This window comes from Streptomyces sp. NBC_00400 (genome assembly GCF_036048035.1).
GTDB lineage: Bacteria > Actinomycetota > Actinomycetes > Streptomycetales > Streptomycetaceae > Streptomyces.
The window spans coordinates 6,032,263-6,049,012 of the sequence record NZ_CP107940.1 but is presented as its reverse complement, the minus strand read 5'-3'; the positions used below and the strand labels follow the sequence as shown (position 1 = coordinate 6,049,012).

The window sequence follows — 16,750 nt, the reverse complement described above, 5'->3', positions numbered from 1 at the left end:
CGCGGTTACGGTCATGGCTGCCCCTCATCAGACACCCGGGAGCCTTGCACCATGACCACAGCAATCCGACGCGCCGACCGCCGCATCAGCCCGGTCTTTCTCGCGCTCGTCGCCGTCATGGCGGTGTCCGGCTGGGCGGTGTGGAGCGAAACGCTCGCGGCGAACACCGGCTTCGCGGTGTTCTTGTTCGTGGTGTCCGGCTGGGTGGTGTCGCTGTGCCTGCACGAGTACGCGCACGCCAGGACCGCGCTGCACAGCGGCGATATCTCGGTGGAGGCCAAGGGCTACCTGACGCTGAATCCGCTGAAGTACACCCATGCGCTGCTCAGCATCGTGCTGCCGGTGATCTTCGTGATCATGGGCGGGATCGGGCTGCCGGGCGGCGCGGTGTTCATCGAGCGGGGCCGGATCCAGGGGCGCTGGCGGCACAGTCTGATCTCGGCGGCCGGGCCGCTGACCAACATCGTGTTCGCGGCGGTGTGCACGGCGCCGTTCTGGCTGCACGGGCTGGCCGGGGTGCCCGCCCCGTTCCGCTTCGCGCTGGCGTTCCTGGCGCTGCTGCAGGTGACCGCCGCGATCTTGAACTTCGTGCCGGTGCCGGGGCTGGACGGCTACGGGGTGATCGAGCCGTGGCTGTCGTACAAGCTGCGGCGGCAGGTGGAGCCGTTCGCGCCGTTCGGGCTGCTGGCGGTCTTCGGGCTGCTGTGGGTCCCGGAGGTCAACCAGGCCTTCTTCGGCCTGGTGAACACGATCCTGCACGGCCTCGGCGTCTCCTCGCTCGACACCTACCTCGGCCAGGAGCTCTTCCGCTTCTGGCAGGGCGAGCCGCCGCTGCCGCAGAGCGGGGGCCTCTTCTGAGGGCCGGGGCCCGGCCGGCCGGCGTGAGGGGCCGGGCTCCGCAGGCCGGCTCGGGGACCGGGCTCCGCAGGCCGGCCTGAGGGACCGGGCTCGGCAGGAGGGCTCGATGCGCCGGGCTCAGCCGGCCTGCTGCGCCCGCTGGAGCTTCGCCCTGCGCAGGTAGAACCACGCCATGTTGCTGGAGATGCCCGCCAGCAGGATCCAGACGATGCCGAAGAAGCTGCCCTGGACGAACGCGACCACGGCCGCGGCGACGGAGAGGACGCACACGGCGAGGGCCATGAGAGCGAGCCGGCGGGCCGGGCCGGACGGGGGCAAGGGGGGCATGGAAGCGGCTCCTGTCGACAGTGGTGCGGTCCTCCCCAGTGTCCCCCATCGCCCCGTGTGCACCGGTCGGCGGTCCGGCAGCGCCCGCTGCCGCCGCGGCCGGCCGGCTCAGACGTCGGTGAGGCGCAGCCCCGCGTGTGCCTTGTAGCGCCGGTTGACCGAGATCAGGTTGGCAACCAGCGACTCGACCTGGTGGGCATTGCGCAGCCGGCCGGCGAAGACGCCCCGCATACCGGGGATACGGGCGGCCAGCGCCTGCACCAGGTCGGTGTCGGCGCGGGACTCACCGAGGACCATCACATCGGTGTCGATCCGCTCGGTCTCCGGGTCCTGCAGCAGCACCGCGGACAGGTGGTGGAAGGCGGCGGTGACCCGCGACTCGGGCAGCAGGACCGCGGCCTGCTCGGCGGCGCTGCCCTCCTCCGGCTTGAGCGCGTAGGCGCCCTTCTTGTCGAAGCCGAGCGGATTGACGCAGTCGATGACGAGCTTGCCGGCCAGCTCCTCGCGCAGCGCCTCCAGGGTCTTGGCGTGGCCCTCCCACGGCACGGCGACGATCACCACATCGCTGCGCCGGGCGCAGACGGCGTTCTCCGCGCCCTCGATGCCCAGGCCGAGTTCGCCGGCGGCGGTCTCGGCGCGCTCGGCGGCCCGGGAGCCGATGATCACCTTCTGGCCGGCCCGGGCGAGCCGGTAGGCCAGGCCGCGGCCCTGGTCGCCGGTGCCGCCGAGGACGCCGACCACCAGGCCGGAGACGTCCGGGAGGTCCCAGGGGTCACGCTTGAGGGCGGCCTTCGCGCGCGTCGCGGCGTTCGGGGAGAACCGGCCATCGTCAGGAGTAGTCATGACAGCGATCCTGTCACGCGCCGACCGCGAACCGGTCAGGACCTCGGCACGGAACAGGTCAGGCCCTCGGCACGGAACCGGTCGGGCCGTCACGGCGCCCCTGTCGTGACGTCACGGCGAACCGCCCGCGCCGTCACCGCGGACCGTCACGCCTTCACGCTGCCCTCGGTCAGGCCCGTGCGCCAGTACCGCTGGAGCACCGTCATCAGCACCATCAGCGGCACCACGGAGAGAAAGGCCCCGCCCACCGTGTACTGGTAGAGCACCGGTTGGCGGTCGGCGTAGCCGGTCCAGGAGGTCAGGCCCAGCTGGACCGGGTAGAGGTCGGAGTCCGAGAGCATCACGAGTGGCAGGAAGTAGTTGTTCCAGATGTGCACGAACTGGAAGAGGAAGACGGTCACCAGCGCCGGGGTCATCAGCCGCAGCGCGATCCCGCCGAAGATCCTGGCCTCGCCCGCGCCGTCGATCCGGGCTGCTTCCAGGAGCGGGTCGGGGACCGCGGCGGCGGCGTAGATCCGGCACAGATACACGCCGAACGGACTGACCGTGCCGGGGATCAGCACCGCCCAGTAGGTGTTGGACAGCCCCAGCGCGCTGAAGAGGAAGTAGAGCGGCAGGGCCAGTGCGGTGCCGGGGATCAGCACCCCGGCGAGCACCACGTTGAAGACCGCCTCCCGGCCGCGGAACGGGAAGACGGCCAGCGCATAGCCGGCCGCGGCGGACAGCAGGGTGGCACAGACCGCGCCGGTCCCGGCGTAGAAGAGGGAGTTGGCGAACCAGCGGGCGTAGATGCCGTGGTCGTAGGTGAGGACGTCGACGAGGTGGTCGACGGGGTGCGGATGGCCGGAGAACCAGAAGCCGAAGGTGCCGAAGAGGTCGGCGCTGTTCTTGGTGGCGGAGACCGCCAGCCAGTAGACGGGGACCAGGAAGTAGAGCGCGGCGACGGTCAGCAGCGAGGCGGTGATGATCCGGTGGCGGACCGGGGGCGGTGTCATCCGCGCTCCCCGGCGCGCCCGCCGGCCAGCCGCAGAAAACCGAAGGACACCGCGCACGCCACCAGCGCGAGCAGTACCGCCTCGGCCGCCGCCGCCTGCTGGTTGTTGCCGACGAACGCCTCGCTGTAGGCGTGCAGGTTCGGGGTGAAGCCCGAGTCGATGGAGGAGGCCAGCGGGCGCAGCACCATGGGTTCGGCGAACAGCTGGAGGGTGCCGATGATGCTGAAGACAGCGGTGAGCACGAGCGCAGGGCGGAGCAGCGGGATCTTGATGTGCCGGGCGACCTGCCAGGCGCTCGCCCCGTCGATCCGTGCCGCCTCGTACAGCTCCCCCGGTACGGCCTTGAGCTGGGCGATCAGCACCAGCATGTTGTAGCCGGTGAACTGCCAGGTGACGATGTTGGCGAGGGACCACAGGACGGTGCCGCGGGAGAGGAAGTCGATGCTCCAGCCCATGGATTCGGCGATCTTCACCAGCGGGCTGATGCCCGGCACGTAGAGGAATCCCCACAGGATCGAGGCGATCACTCCCGGCACGCCGTACGGCAGGAAGAAGGCGCTGCGGAAGAAGGGGACCGCGCGGGCGCTCGCGCTCTCCAGCAGCAGCGCGAGGGCGGTGGCCAGCACGATCATCAGCGGGATCTGGACGGCGCCGAAGAGCAGCACCCGGCCGAAGCCGGCCAGGAACCGGTCGTCGGAGAGGGCGTGGGCGTAGTTGGCGAGGCCGGCGAAGGCCTGGTGTTCCTGACCGCCGAGGCCGAGCGGGCCGGTGCGTTCGGTTTTCTGCAGGCTCTCGTAGAGGGCGTAGCCGAGGGGGGCGAGGAAGCAGAGGCCGAAGAGGGCGAGGAACGGCAGGACGAATCCGGCGGCGGCGCGGGCGTTGCGGGCCTCGGTGCGGGTCGCGCGGCGCGGGCGGCGGCCGGTGTTCTTGCGGGCCGCGCCGCGGGGGACCGGGTCCGGCCGGACCGGCGTGTCCCGGCTCACCCGCTCTCCACCTTCAGGCCCTTGCCCTTGAGGTCGGCAACGGTCTGGGCCTGCACTTTCGTCAGGACCGAGCGGAAGGAGCCGCCGTCCGCCAGCGCATCGGTGAAGGCGTCGCCGAGCCGCTGGTAGAGGGTGTCCACCCCGGGCCCCCACCGCCAGCTGGTGTCCACGTGCGCACCGGCGGCCGCGAAGACCTTGCTGTACGCCTGACCGCCGAAGAAGTCCTTGTCGACGTCGAGATCGGTGGCGGCATAGCCCTTCTTGGCGCTGGGGAAGCCATAGCCGCCGTCGATCAGCAGCGCGATCGACTCGGGGTCGGTGTTGAGCCAGACGGCGAAGTCCAGGGCGTCCTCGGGGTAGCGGGCCTTGGCGAAGACGGCGGTGGTCGAGCCGCCCCAGTTGGCGAAGGCCTGCTCGCCCGCCTTCCACTGCGGCAGCGGTGCGGCCCGCCACCTCCCCTTGGTGCCCGGCGCATTGCCGGCCAGCAGCGCATCGCCCCAACTGGCGCCGATCCAGGCCGGGATGGCGCCGGTCTGCAGATCCTTGTACCAGGCGTTCTGCCGGTCCGGGATGGTCTTGACGAGCTTCTGCTTGACCAGGGATTCCCAGTAGTCGGCGACCGTGCGGGTGGGTGCGTCGTCGATCTGCACGATCCAGGTGTCGCCGTGCGTCCGGTACCACTTGGCGCCCGCCTGCCAGGCGAGGCCGGCGAAGCGGTTGCCGTTGGTGGGGGCGAAGGTCTCGATCCAGGCGCCCTTCTTCCGGACGGCCTTGGCGGCGGCCTCGTACTCGTCCCAGGTCCGCGGGGTCTGCACGTCCCAGTTGTCGAAGAGGTCCTGGCGGAGGAAGAGCCCCATCGGCCCGGATGCCTGGGGGATGGCGTAGAGGCCCTTGCCGAAGACGGACTGCTGCCACTGCCAGCCGAAGAACTTGTTCCGGTGGCGGGCGGCGCCGAGCGGGGCGAGGTCGAGCAGTCCGTCGTCGAGCAGAAAGCCGGCGAGAGCGGGGAATTCGATCTGGCCCAGGTCGGGCGGGTTCCCGGCCTTGATGGCGGCATGCATCTTCGCGTATTGCTGGCCGCCCACGGCCGACACCTTCTCGACCTTGACCTGCACCTCGGGATGCTTGCGGTTCCAGAGGTCTACGGGCTTGTCGATGCCCGGCACCCAGGACCAGAAGGTCAGCTCGATCCGCTGCCCCTTCTTGCGCTCCCGGGGTGGGTTGCCGTCGCCGTCCCCGCCCTCGCCGCAGCCGGTGAGCGCCCAGCCGGCGGCGACGGCGGCCGCCCCTCCCAGGACCGTTCTGCGGTGCACGGTGCGGTTGCTCATATCGGCTCCCCCACGAGGATGCGGCTGCGGATACGGCGCAAGGTGATCGTCGAGCACGCGCTGAAGTCGCCCGCCCCGTGGAGCGGTCGGGCGCCCCCACGGGCGGGGACGTAGGATGTCCCTTGTCCTGCGGCGACCATAGGGAGTGCCCAACTTGCCGTCAAGACACCGCACATGGGGCATTCCCGCGCCGGCAAAGGCACCGTCGACACGGGGTGACATCCCGGTGAACGGGGGCGGCGACGCCCGCAGCGGCACCTTCACCACACCTCTGCCGCACCCCTGCCCTGCCTCTGCCGTCCCCTCGGCCGGCCCGGCCCCCTCACTACTCCGTCAGCCGGCGCCGGATGCCGTCGAAGTGCCGGTGTATCGCCTCCACGGCGCGGTCGCCGTCACCCGCCTCCAACGCGTCGACGATCTCCCGGTGCTGGCGATGTGTCACCTCCGGGTCGGGGCCGTCGTCGGAAAGGTCCTCCCGCACCCGGCGCAGCGCCGCCCAGAACGCGTCCAGCACCTCGCTCAGCAAGTGGTTGCCCAGCGAGCGGTACAGGGCGAGATGGAAGGCCCGGTCGGTGGCGCTCTGCACCTGCCCGCCCCGCGCCTCCTCCGCCATCCGCTGCACCAGCCCCTTGAGGACGGCAAGATCCTCGGCGGACAGGTCGCGGGCGACCGTGCCGATCAGCCCCGCCTCCAGCGCCTCGCGGACCTCCATCAGCTCGTACAGGCTGGACTCGCCCTGGTGGTGGCGGACCGCGGCGCGGAAGGCGACGCCCTCGACGAACGGCTCCAGGGTGAGCGGGCCGACGTAGGTGCCGAAGCCGTGCCGGATCTCCACGATGCGCATCGCCTGCAGCGCCTTGAGCGCTTCGCGCACCGAGTTGCGGCTGACGTCGAGCAGGCCGACCAGCTCGGCCTCGGTGGGCAGCGGATCGCCCGGCGTCAGTCCGCGCTGCAGGATCAACTGCTTGATCTGCGCCTGCACCTCCTCGGCCATCGTCCCTCGCGCCATGGAATCTCCCTCTCCCGCTCCCGCGACTGTCATACGGCAGCCCCGTCCGCCACCCGCCCCACCGACCGCGGATCCTTGACCGACCGCCTGTGAACAGGTCTATTGTGCTCAACATAGGACATGGGATGTCCTATGTCGGACTCGGAGACCCCGGAGCCCCCATGGCACTGCCCGCCCCCCTGCACGGCGTCATCCCGCCGGTCTGCACCCCGCTCGGCCCGCGCGGCGAGATCGACACCGCCTCACTGACCCGCCTGGTGCACCACCTCCTCGACGGCGGCGTCCACGGGCTGTTCGCCCTCGGCTCCACCAGCGAGGTCGCCTACCTCACCGACGCCCAGCGCGGCACCGCGCTGGAGACCGTCCTCAAGGCCGCGGACGGCAGGGTCCCGGTGCTCGCCGGGGTCATCGACACCACCACCCCGCGGGTGCTCGACCACGCCCGGACCGCCGCCGCCCTCGGCGCCGACGCCCTGGTCGCCACCGCGCCCTTCTACACCCGCACCCACCCCCGGGAGATCGCCGCGCACTTCCGCCACCTGCGCACGGCCGTGGACCTCCCGCTGTTCGCCTACGACATCCCCGTCGCCGTACACAGCAAGCTGTCCCCGTCGCTGGTGCGGGAGCTGGCCGCGGACGGCACGCTCGCCGGGCTCAAGGACAGCAGCGGCGACGAGGGCTCGCTGCGCCGCCTGCTCACCGCGCTCGGCGGCCGCACCGCCCGGCGCACCGGCCCCGCCCCCGGCTTCTCGGTCCTCACCGGCTCCGAACTGACCGTGGACGCCGCCCTGTTGGCGGGCGCGGACGGCGTCGTCCCCGGTATCGGCAATGTCGACCCGGCGGCCTACGTCCGCCTCTACGACGCCGCCCGGGCCGGCGACTGGGAGCGGGCGGCCGCCGAACAGGAACGCCTGGTCGCCCTGTTCGCCATGGTCGATGCCGGCCCCGAGCCCGAGATGGGGCGCAGCTCCTCCGCGCTGGGCGCGTTCAAGGCGGCCCTCCACCTCCTCGGCGTGATCGACGGGGGCGCCACCGCCTTTCCGCAGCGCCCGCTGAGCGAAGAGGCCGTGGCGGAGGTAGGACGTCGGCTCACCGCCGCCGGCCTGCAGCCCGTCCGACAGGGCCGCCTCCCGTACGGGTGACACCCGTGGAAACCGCCACCGGACAGCGCCGTGCTGCGGCAGGATGCCGGGCCATGGATGCCGTACGGGTCGCCCTGCTGCGCGAAGTTCTCGCCGGGACCGAGTGGGTCCAGGCCACCCGCCGCTTCGCGGGGACGCTGCGCGGCGCCGTCACCCCGCACGGCGGGGGGCTGCTGCTGGTCGGCAGCGCCTCGTACGAGCCCTGGCACCTGGCCGCCCACCTCGACGACGAGGCCGCCTGGTCGGGCCGGCCCGAGCTGTCGCCGACGCTGGTGCGCCACCGGGCCCCCGGCGGGGCGCCGGCCCATCTGGCAGTGGGCCTCGGCCGGTTGGCGGCGGCCGGACGCGGCGAGACGCTGCTGGTCGTGACGCCGGAGCAGCCGGGCGCCGGGCTGCTGGAGCGGGTGCATGACGCCCGCCGCAACGGCGCGACGGTACTCGCCCTGGACGGCGGCGACCGCGATCTGCACGCCCTGGCGCATGACGCGCTCGCCGCACCCCCGCCCCCGCCCGACGGCGCGGACGAGGAGCCGGCCGATCTCGACCTCGACACGGTCCAGCATCTGGTGAGCGCGGCCGCCGGCGAGAACAGCCTGCCCGCCCCCCGCAGGCACCGCCGCTTCCGCGACCGCCTGGCCCGCCTCGCGGACGGACTGACCGCCCCGCCGCCGCCTCGCTGGTAGTCCGGGGCCGGAAAGACTGGTAGTCCGGGGCCGGAAACAAAGCACCAGAACCGCTCAAACGCCCCCAGAGAAGCCCGGAAGGCTCCTACCCCTCCCCGTCACCTTTCTCCCGCCCCGGGCCGTCGTGCCACTTCGGGTCGGTCTCCCACTCCACATTCCGCTCGTGGGCGGTCTCCATGGCGTGCTCGGCCTCTTCGCGGGTGGGGTACGGGCCGAGGCGGTCGGCGGCGCGGCACTGGGGCCCCTCCTCGACCGTCCGGTGCTCGAGGCAGTAGAACCACTCGCCGGGCCTGCCGACCGTACGCCTCTTGAACAGCGCCATTGCCGCCTCCTGTGGATGCTCTGTGCCACCATCCTGCCCGACGGCCCGCGGATACACTCGCTGGCATGTCTGGCCAGTCGCTTCTTGTCCCGGGGAAGATCTCCCCCACCCGCCCCGTCCCCGCCTCGATCCCGCGCCCCGAATACGTCGGGAAGGACGCACCCACCCCGTACACCGGGCCCGAGGTGCAGGACGCCGAAACGATCGAACGGATGCGGATCGCCGGCCGGATCGCCGCGCAGGCGATGGAGGAGGCCGCCAAGCTGATCGCACCCGGCGTGACGACCGATGAACTGGACCGGGTCGCCCACGAGTTCATGTGCGACCACGGCGCCTACCCGTCCACGCTCGGCTACCGCGGCTTCCCCAAGTCCCTGTGCTCCTCGCTCAACGAGGTCATCTGCCACGGCATCCCGGACTCGACCGTCCTGAAGGACGGCGACATCGTGAACCTCGACGTCACCGCGTACATCAACGGTGTGCACGGCGACAACAATGCCACCTACCTGTGCGGCGACGTGGACGAGGAGTCCAGGCTGCTGGTCGAGCGGACCCGGGAAGCGCTGGGCCGCGCGATCAAGGCCGTCAAGCCGGGCCGTCAGATCAACATCATCGGCCGGGTCATCGAGTCGTACGCCAAGCGCTTCGGCTACGGAGTGGTCCGTGACTTCACCGGGCACGGCATCAACTCCTCCTTCCACTCCGGCCTGATCGTTCCGCACTACGACAGCCCGCACCACACCACCGACATCAAGCCCGGTATGACGTTCACGATCGAGCCGATGCTGACGCTGGGGACCCACGACTACGACATGTGGGACGACGGCTGGACGGTGGTGACGAAGGACCGCAAGCGGACCGCGCAGTTCGAGCACACGCTGGTGGTCACGGACACCGGGGCGGAGATCCTCACGCTGCCCTGACGGGAACGGCCGGAACTTTACCGACAGGGCGTCGGGAACAGGCGTAGGCTCGTTACCGACAGGACGTCGGGAACGGGTTGACTCAGGTAAGCCTCAGTAGTTAGGTGGCCCAGGGTCGGCGGCTCGGCGGAGCCGGCCTGTTCCCGTCCGCTCCCCTCGGCCCCCCGGAGGTCCGTCTTGGAAGCGTCCAGCCCGACCCCGTCCGCTCCCGCCACCCCGTTCTCGGCGGTCATCCGCACCGCGTCCCACGAGCAGCACACCGAGGCCGAGAACTCCTCCTTCATGAGCGACCTGCTCGGCGGCAGGCTCGGCGTCGCCGCCTACCGGCGCTACACCGAGCAGCTGTGGTTCGTCTACCGCGCGCTGGAAGATGCCTCCGGGCCGCTCGCCGACGACCCGGTGGCGGGCCCCTTCGTCCGTCCCGAGCTGGCCCGCACCGCCGCACTGGAGCGCGACCTCGCCCACCTCGGCGGCCCGTCCTGGCACACCGGCCTGGAGCCGCTGGCCGCCACCGCCGCCTATGCCGACCGGGTAGCGGCCTGCGTCCGCGACTGGCCGGGCGGCTTCGTCGCCCACCACTACACCCGCTACCTCGGCGACCTCTCGGGCGGCCAGATCATCCGCGGCACGGCCGAAAAGACCTGGGGCTTCGCGCGCAAGGGCGACGGCGTGCGGTTCTACGTCTTCGAGGACATCGCCAACCCGGCCGCCTTCAAGCGCGAGTACCGGGCGCTGCTGGACGCCCTGCCGGTGGACGACCTGGAGAAGCAGCGGGTGGTCGACGAGTGCAAGCGCGCCTTCCGGCTGAACAGCGCGGTCTTCCGGGAGCTGGGTGAGCAGTTCCCGTTGAGCGCGTAGGGGCCACCCCTACGGGCTCCGCCCCTGACCGCTAGCGCCTATCGGGACGCACCCGTCCGCCGATGGCGATCGTGCCGTCCGGATACGGGCGGGTGAGGATCCGGGAGCCGGTGCCCTGCCGGATGTCGAGCGGGCGCCCCAGCTCGTGCGTCAGCAGCAGGGCGGCGGCGCCGGTGGCCTCGTCCTCGACGACGGCGTCGCCGCGCCGCGGGAAGGCCCGCGCCCGGACCACTCCCGCGGCCTCGTCCTGCCAGGCCCAGGCGTAGAGCCAGCCCTCCCCCGGTGGTGGTGCGGGCAGCGCGTCGACCTCGGCCACCGAGGCGTACCGCCGGGTGGTGCGGGCGGTCACCCACTCCGCGCGCCCGTGCACCCAGACCACGTCCTCCTCGAAGCGGACCGCGACCTCACCGGCTGCCGGGCGCAGGGTGCGCGGCGGCTGCCCCAGGCTCCGCAACAGCCAGGCCAGACCCACCAACGGGTGCCCGGCGAACGGGAGCCGGACGCTCGGGGTATGGATGTCCACGGTGCCCCGGTGTGCGTCGTCGAGGAACACGGTTTCACTGAAGCCGAGTTCGGCCGCGAGGGCGGCTCGCCCGGCGGCGCCGGGGACGGACGCCCCGTCGCGGACGACGCCCAGCAGATTGCCTCCGGCGCCGTCGGGCCCGCAGAACACCCGGAGTACCTCGAGTTCGGTCATCCCGACAGTGAATCGCGGGGCGGCGCGGCAGAGGTGAGCGGGGCCACCGCCGAGGCGCCGCCGCCAAGGGGCCGCCGCCAAGGGGCCGGCACCGAGAGGCCGGCACCCGGAGAGGGGCAGTCGGCCCTCCGCGGACCGTCGCGGACCGGAATGCCGCCGGTCATCACCCGTCGCGCGGCATGACCCTTACCTTGACCGACGCATGACGGTTCCGTGACCGGGCTCGGGCCGATCCGTGATCCAGTCGTTGTCCATGAGAGCGGGATCACTGGACTGGGCGGGCGAAAACAGGTAAGCCTCAGATAAGTTAGGGCCGCCTTAGTGGCGATCTTCTTGACTGTTTATCGTTCGCCTAGTCCTTTCCGTTCCACCCGAGCCCGCCTGGAGCCCCGTATGCGAGCCCATCGCTCCTCCGTCGTCGTCGCCCTCGCCGCTGCCACGGCCGTCACCGCCGTCGCCGGCTGCGCCGCGAAGAACGACGGCAAGGGCGGCGGCAAGGGCGCCATCGAGGTGACCGCGACCGACTCCAGCTGTGAGCTCTCCGCCAAGGAGTTCCCCGCCGGACATGTCCGGTTCGCGGTCCAGAACAAGGGCTCCAAGGTCACCGAGGTGTACGTCTACGCGCCCGGCGACCGGATCGTGACCGAGCGGGAGAACATCGGCCCCGGCACCCACGCGGAGATCACCGCGGAGATCAAGGCCGGTGCGTACGAGGTCGCCTGCAAGCCCGGCATGAAGGGCCACGGCATCCGCCAGAAGGTGACCGCCGGCGGCAAGGGCGCGGATGCCAAGCGCGACCCCAAGCTGGATGCCGCGGTCGCCGCGTACCGCACCTACGTCCAGGAGCAGGCCGACCGGACGCTCCCGGCGGCACAGAAGTTCGCCGACGCGGTCAAGAGCGGAGATGTCGAGGCCGCCAAGAAGTCCTACGCCCTCTCGCGGGTGGGCTGGGAGCGCACCGAGCCGGTCGCCGAGTCGTTCGGTGACATCGACCCCAAGGTCGATGTGCGCGCCGACGGTGTGGAGAAGGGCCAGAAGTGGACCGGCTGGCACAAGCTGGAGAAGTCCCTGTGGGAGGAGAAGAAGATCTCCGGGGACGACAAGAAGCTCGCCGGTCAGCTCATCACCGATCTGAAGGACTGGCAGAAGCGGGTCGGGAAGGCCGAGATCACCCCGACCAGCATGGCCAACGGCGCCAAGGAACTGCTCGACGAGGTGGCCACCGGCAAGGTCACCGGTGAGGAAGAGCGTTACAGCCACACCGACCTGGTCGACTTCCAGGGCAATGTCGAGGGTGCCGAGAAGGCGTACGAGCTGCTGAAGCCGGTCGTCGGCAAGAACGACCCGGCGCTCGCCAAGGAGCTGGACAAGCAGTTCAAGGCGATCCGCACGCTGCTCGACGACCACCGCGACAGCAAGTCCGCGGACGGCTTCGCCTCCTACGACACGGTCGGCAAGGACGACCGCAAGAAGCTCTCCGACGGCGTCAACGCGCTGGCCGAGCCGCTGTCGAAGCTGGCCGCCGCCGTGGCCACCACCAAGTAGTCCGCCGCGGGCGAGGGAGCACGATGACGCAGCACGAGGGCATGACCGGCAAGGACGGCGCGACCGCCGAGAGCCGCACCACCGCCGAGGACGGCACGGCCACCGAGGGCAGCACGGGCACCGGCGACGGCACGGCCGCGCAGGCCGCCGACGGGCGCGCGCCGTCCCGGCGTTCCCTGCTCGGCTGGGGAGGCGCGGGCCTGGCGCTGGGCGCGGTCGCGGCCGGCGGTACGGCGGCGGCGCTGCGCACCGGCGGCGACGCCCAGCCGGCCGGCGCGGACGCGACCTCGCGCTCCGCGATCGCCTTCCACGGCAGGCATCAGGCGGGCATCGCCAGCGCCGTCCAGGACCGGCTGCACTTCGCCTCGTTCGACGTCACCACCGACGACCGCGACGAGCTGATCGCGCTGCTCAAGGAGTGGACGAAGGCGGCGGCGCGGATGACGGCCGGGGACCCGGTCGGCGACGGCGCGGTCGGCGGGCTGGCGGAGGCCCCGCCGGACGACACCGGTGAAGCGCTCGGGCTGCCGCCGTCCCGGCTCACCCTCACCTTCGGCATCGGCCCGACGCTGTTCGAGAAGGACGGCAAGGACCGGTTCGGCATCAAGGCCCGGCGGCCCGATGCCCTGATCGATCTGCCGCAGTTCCCCGGCGACAACCTCGACAAGGCGCGCAGCAACGGCGATCTGTGCGTCCAGGCGTGTGCGGACGACCCGCAGGTGGCGGTGCACGCGATCCGCAACCTGGCCCGGATCGGCTTCGGCAAGGTCGCGATCCGCTGGTCGCAGCTGGGCTTCGGCAAGACCTCCTCGACGACGCCGGACGCGCAGACCCCGCGCAACATGTTCGGCTTCAAGGACGGCACCCACAACCTGGCGGGCACCGACACCGCCGCGCTCGACCGGCACGTCTGGGTCGCGGACGGCGAGGCGAAGGGCAAGGAGAGCTGGATGGCCGGCGGCTCCTACCTCGTCGCGCGCCGGATCCGGATGCACATCGAGACCTGGGACCGCACCTCGCGCAAGGAGCAGGAGGACATCTTCGGCCGCGACAAGGGCGAGGGCGCGCCGGTGGGCAAGAAGCACGAGCGGGACACCCCGCATCTGAAGTCGATGCTGCCCACCGCTCATGTCCGCCTCGCGCACCCGGACTCCAACGGCGGGATACGCATCCTGCGCCGCGGCTACTCCTTCACCGACGGTACGGACGGCCTGGGGCGGCTGGACGCGGGGCTGTTCTTCCTCGCCTACCAGCGGGACGTGCGCCATGGCTTCGTCCCCCTCCAGCAGAGGCTGGCGGCCAACGACGCGCTCAACGAATACATCCAGCACGTGGGTTCAGCGGTCTTCGCGGTGCCGCCGGGCGTCCGGAACGCGGACGACTGGTGGGGCCGGGAGCTGTTCGCCTGACACCGTCGTCACCGCTGACACCGTCGTCACCGCCGACACCATCGACACACCCCACGCCCGGAAGAAGGGCGTCGGCACCATGAAGGAAGGGAAGGAACCGACGTGTTCGGCAACTACCTGATCGGTCTGCGCGAGGGCCTGGAAGCCAGCCTCGTCGTCTGCATCCTCATCGCCTATCTGGTCAAGACCGGGCGGCGGGAGGCGCTGCGTCCGGTCTGGCTCGGGATCACGCTCGCCGTGGTGCTGTCGTTCGCGTTCGGTGCGGCGCTGCAGTTCGGGTCGCAGACCCTGACCTTCAAGGCCCAGGAGGCGCTGGGCGGTTCGCTGTCGGTCATTGCGGTCGGCCTGGTGACGTGGATGGTCTTCTGGATGCGGCGCACCGCGCGGCATCTGAAGAAGGAGCTGCACGGCAAGCTGGACGCGGCGCTGCAGATGGGCACCGTGGCGCTGGTGGTCACCGCGTTCCTGTCGGTGGGCCGCGAGGGCCTGGAGACCGCGCTGTTCATCTGGACCGCCGCGCAGTCCGCCGACGACGGCGTCCGGCCGCTGGTCGGGGCGCTGCTGGGCCTGCTGACGGCGGTGCTGCTGGGCTGGCTGTTCTACCGCGGTGCGGTGCGGATCAACCTGGCGAAGTTCTTCACCTGGACCGGCGGCATGCTGGTGGTGGTCGCGGCGGGTGTGCTGGCGTACGGCTTCCACGATCTGCAGGAGGCGGACCTCCTGCCGGGGCTGGCCTCGCAGGCGTTCGACATCAGCGACCGGATCCCGGCCGACAGCTGGTACGGAACCCTGCTGAAGGGCATCTTCAACTTCCAGCCGGACCCGACCGTTCTTCAGGTCACGGTGTGGGCTCTGTATCTGATCCCCACGCTCACGATCTTCTTCGCCCCCGGTAGGGTGGCGCCGAATCGTGCCACCCCGGCGGCCGCCCCGTCCGCCCCGGTCGCCCCGAAGGAGCCCGAGCCCCATGACACGCAGGTCGCCGTTCCGGGTGCCCGCAACACTGACGTCGGCAGTGGCGGCGATGGTGATAGTGAGCGGGTGCATGACGGTGCACGGCGAGAGGGAGATGCTGCCGGCGGTGTCGAAGGCTGAGGGCACCAAGGCGCTCACGCACTTCACCGAGACCTTCAACAAGGCCAACCGTCAGCTCGATCCGGCGCTGAACCCCTCCTTCGAGGGGGGCGCGCTGCTCGCCATCGACCAGGCCGGGATAAAGGCGGCACACGCCCTGCGGCCGCAGGGCAATCCGGGCTTCACGGACCTGGCGTTCACGGATCCGCACTTCACCGTGCCCCAGCAGGCGGGCTGGCCGAAGTACTTCATCGCGGACGCGGCCAGCAACCGCAAGAACGCCCACGGCCAGAACACCCGCTGGTTCCTGGTGTTCAGCCGCAACGGCATCGACGAGCAGTGGCGCGCGGTGTACCTGGCGACGTTCGCGGACAACAAGGCCCCGGAGCTGAAGACGGACAAGAAGGGCTACGCGGAGGCGGTGCCCGCCGGCGCCAAGTCCGGCCTGGCGGTCGATCCGGGCAAGCTGAGCAGTACCTACGCGGACTACCTGAACACCGGCAAGGGGAGCACCTTCGCCTCCGGCCCGCAGACCGACGGCTGGCGGGCGCGGCGCGCCAAGGACGCCAACCGGGCCGGCCAGCGCATCATGTGGGAGGACTCGCCCGCGACCTACCCGCCGGTGGCGCTGCGGACGACGGACGGCGGTGCGCTGGTGTTCTTCTCGACCGTCTACCACCAGCAGCAGACGCTGTTCGCCGGGGCGACGATCTCGGTCGGAAAGCTGAAGGGCCTCCTGGAGGGGCCGCCGAAGAAGACCAACCGGATGCTGTTCACCACGGTCTCCGGCCAAACGGTCAAGGTGCCCGCCAAGAGCGCCGGGGGGAAGGTCGCGGTCCTCAACCGGATCGAGGCGAAGACCACGGTGAAGCCGCTGTAGCCGGCCGGGAAACCGTACGTACGCGAAGGGCCGCCGGGTCACGGCGGCCCTTCGGTATGTCTCCGTACGGGGTGAGCAAAGGGGTGGCGGGGCCCGCTCAGCGGCCGATCGGCCAGGCCGCCGCCTCGTGGTGGTGCGGCTCGCGGTCGTTGAACTCCGCGCAGGCGTCGGTGAGTGATTCCAGCAGCGTCAGCGGGTCGGGCAGGGTCAGCTCGGGGCCGCGCAGCCAGCTCACCGCGGGCTGCTCGCCGGGCAGCGCCGAGGGCGGCAGGAGCACATAGCTGCCGCGGCAGTGCCAGCGCAGCCCCGGGTGCTCGTCCATGGTCTCGGGGTGGCAGTCCAGCTCGCAGGGCCACCACTCGTCCTCGTCGTCCGGGGTGCCGCGGGTGGCGGTGAAGAAGAGCATCCGGCCGTTGAAGCCGGCGCCGCTGAGGGTGATCGGCCCGACCTCGATACCCGCCGCGTCCAGCCGTCCCAGGGCGCTGCGGCCCGCCTCGACGGGGACGTCCAGCACATCGTGGGTGATGCCGGTGGCGGTGATGAAGTTGGCCTGCGGGAGGGTGCGGACCCAGGCGGCGACCTTGTCGCGGTCGGTGGTGGCGACGGTCTGCCAGCCGAAGGAGATGGGATGGCGGGCGGGGGTGGGACAGCCGATGCGTTCACAGGAACAGCCGTAGCCGGAGGGGTGCGCCGCCGGTGCCACCGGGAAGCCCGCGTCGGCCGCCGCCAGCAGCAGGTCCTCGCGGCTGCGTGCAGCCGCTGATCCCGTGTCCGTATCGCCGCCGTCCGATCCGCTCTTCGGCCGGCGCAGCCACTGGGAGAACCTGCTCTTGCGTTCCATCTATCCCCTCACTTCGAGCGGTGGTCTGGGATC

General features: G+C 71.3%; 18 protein-coding genes. 9 read left to right on the top strand and 9 right to left on the bottom strand.

Annotated elements, in window-relative coordinates:
• Nucleotides 1-51: 51 nt before the first annotated feature.
• The gene (locus tag OHS81_RS26500; RefSeq protein WP_328387156.1) at nucleotides 52-858 is read left to right on the top strand and encodes a site-2 protease family protein; all 807 of its coding nucleotides are present in this window, start codon (nucleotides 52-54) and stop codon (nucleotides 856-858) included.
• Nucleotides 859-975: 117 nt separating this feature from the next.
• On the opposite strand, the gene OHS81_RS26495 is transcribed toward OHS81_RS26500, so the two are convergent.
• The 6 genes from OHS81_RS26495 to OHS81_RS26470 all read right to left on the bottom strand — a co-directional run bounded on the left by OHS81_RS26495 (nucleotide 976) and on the right by OHS81_RS26470 (nucleotide 6,343).
• On the bottom strand, nucleotides 976-1,185 hold the full coding sequence (locus tag OHS81_RS26495; RefSeq protein ID WP_328387155.1) for a hypothetical protein: 210 nt from the start codon (nucleotides 1,183-1,185) through the stop codon (nucleotides 976-978).
• 108 nt (nucleotides 1,186-1,293) lie between these two features.
• Nucleotides 1,294-2,028: an NADPH-dependent F420 reductase gene (gene npdG / locus OHS81_RS26490; RefSeq protein ID WP_328387154.1), complete on the bottom strand. Its 735-nt coding sequence runs from the start codon at nucleotides 2,026-2,028 to the stop codon at nucleotides 1,294-1,296.
• A 146-nt stretch (nucleotides 2,029-2,174) separates the two neighbouring features.
• Nucleotides 2,175-3,023 (bottom strand): carbohydrate ABC transporter permease, encoded by an 849-nt coding sequence (locus OHS81_RS26485; protein ID WP_328387153.1) that lies wholly within the window; start codon nucleotides 3,021-3,023, stop codon nucleotides 2,175-2,177.
• Nucleotides 3,020-4,006, bottom strand: coding sequence for a carbohydrate ABC transporter permease (locus OHS81_RS26480; protein WP_328387152.1), 987 nt, complete (start codon nucleotides 4,004-4,006; stop codon nucleotides 3,020-3,022). Before OHS81_RS26480 ends, OHS81_RS26485 begins: the two co-directional genes overlap by 4 nt.
• Entirely contained in the window at nucleotides 4,003-5,334 is a 1,332-nt protein-coding gene (locus OHS81_RS26475; protein WP_328387151.1) for an ABC transporter substrate-binding protein, read from the bottom strand. Before OHS81_RS26475 ends, OHS81_RS26480 begins: the two co-directional genes overlap by 4 nt.
• A gap of 325 nt (nucleotides 5,335-5,659) precedes the next feature.
• Nucleotides 5,660-6,343: a FadR/GntR family transcriptional regulator gene (locus tag OHS81_RS26470; protein ID WP_328387150.1), complete on the bottom strand. Its 684-nt coding sequence runs from the start codon at nucleotides 6,341-6,343 to the stop codon at nucleotides 5,660-5,662.
• Nucleotides 6,344-6,504: 161 nt separating this feature from the next.
• Here OHS81_RS26470 and OHS81_RS26465 point away from each other — a divergent pair, with 161 nt between their 5' ends.
• Both OHS81_RS26465 and OHS81_RS26460 read left to right on the top strand, forming a co-directional pair.
• Nucleotides 6,505-7,485, top strand: coding sequence for a dihydrodipicolinate synthase family protein (locus tag OHS81_RS26465; protein WP_328387149.1), 981 nt, complete (start codon nucleotides 6,505-6,507; stop codon nucleotides 7,483-7,485).
• A gap of 53 nt (nucleotides 7,486-7,538) precedes the next feature.
• Entirely contained in the window at nucleotides 7,539-8,168 is a 630-nt protein-coding gene (locus OHS81_RS26460; protein ID WP_328387148.1) for a hypothetical protein, read from the top strand.
• Between the two features lie 85 nt (nucleotides 8,169-8,253).
• On the opposite strand, the gene OHS81_RS26455 is transcribed toward OHS81_RS26460, so the two are convergent.
• Nucleotides 8,254-8,490, bottom strand: a complete 237-nt coding sequence (locus OHS81_RS26455) for a hypothetical protein (RefSeq protein ID WP_328387147.1) — start codon at nucleotides 8,488-8,490, stop codon at nucleotides 8,254-8,256.
• A 65-nt stretch (nucleotides 8,491-8,555) separates the two neighbouring features.
• On the opposite strand from OHS81_RS26455, the gene map reads away from it, so the two are divergent.
• Both map and OHS81_RS26445 read left to right on the top strand, forming a co-directional pair.
• Nucleotides 8,556-9,413, top strand: a complete 858-nt coding sequence (map, locus tag OHS81_RS26450) for a type I methionyl aminopeptidase (protein ID WP_328387146.1) — start codon at nucleotides 8,556-8,558, stop codon at nucleotides 9,411-9,413.
• 177 nt (nucleotides 9,414-9,590) lie between these two features.
• Entirely contained in the window at nucleotides 9,591-10,271 is a 681-nt protein-coding gene (locus OHS81_RS26445; RefSeq protein WP_328387145.1) for a biliverdin-producing heme oxygenase, read from the top strand.
• Between the two features lie 31 nt (nucleotides 10,272-10,302).
• Here the strand turns inward: OHS81_RS26445 and OHS81_RS26440 are convergent, their stop codons facing one another.
• Nucleotides 10,303-10,968, bottom strand: a complete 666-nt coding sequence (locus tag OHS81_RS26440; protein WP_328387144.1) for a PhzF family phenazine biosynthesis protein — start codon at nucleotides 10,966-10,968, stop codon at nucleotides 10,303-10,305.
• A 393-nt stretch (nucleotides 10,969-11,361) separates the two neighbouring features.
• Here OHS81_RS26440 and efeO point away from each other — a divergent pair, with 393 nt between their 5' ends.
• The 4 genes from efeO to OHS81_RS26420 all read left to right on the top strand — a co-directional run bounded on the left by efeO (nucleotide 11,362) and on the right by OHS81_RS26420 (nucleotide 15,876).
• Nucleotides 11,362-12,513: an iron uptake system protein EfeO gene (gene efeO, locus OHS81_RS26435; protein WP_328387143.1), complete on the top strand. Its 1,152-nt coding sequence runs from the start codon at nucleotides 11,362-11,364 to the stop codon at nucleotides 12,511-12,513.
• Nucleotides 12,514-12,554: 41 nt separating this feature from the next.
• Nucleotides 12,555-13,922, top strand: a complete 1,368-nt coding sequence (gene efeB, locus OHS81_RS26430; RefSeq protein WP_443058869.1) for an iron uptake transporter deferrochelatase/peroxidase subunit — start codon at nucleotides 12,555-12,557, stop codon at nucleotides 13,920-13,922.
• Nucleotides 13,923-14,024: 102 nt separating this feature from the next.
• Entirely contained in the window at nucleotides 14,025-15,017 is a 993-nt protein-coding gene (gene efeU / locus OHS81_RS26425; protein ID WP_328387141.1) for an iron uptake transporter permease EfeU, read from the top strand.
• Nucleotides 15,004-15,876 carry a hypothetical protein gene (locus tag OHS81_RS26420; RefSeq protein WP_328387140.1) on the top strand — a complete coding sequence of 291 codons (873 nt, stop codon included), beginning with the start codon at nucleotides 15,004-15,006 and terminating at the stop codon, nucleotides 15,874-15,876. Before efeU ends, OHS81_RS26420 begins: the two co-directional genes overlap by 14 nt.
• A gap of 97 nt (nucleotides 15,877-15,973) precedes the next feature.
• On the opposite strand, the gene OHS81_RS26415 is transcribed toward OHS81_RS26420, so the two are convergent.
• A complete protein-coding gene (locus OHS81_RS26415) occupies nucleotides 15,974-16,717 on the bottom strand; it encodes a bifunctional DNA primase/polymerase (protein ID WP_328387139.1) in 744 nt (247 codons plus the stop codon).
• Nucleotides 16,718-16,750: the final 33 nt, after the last annotated feature.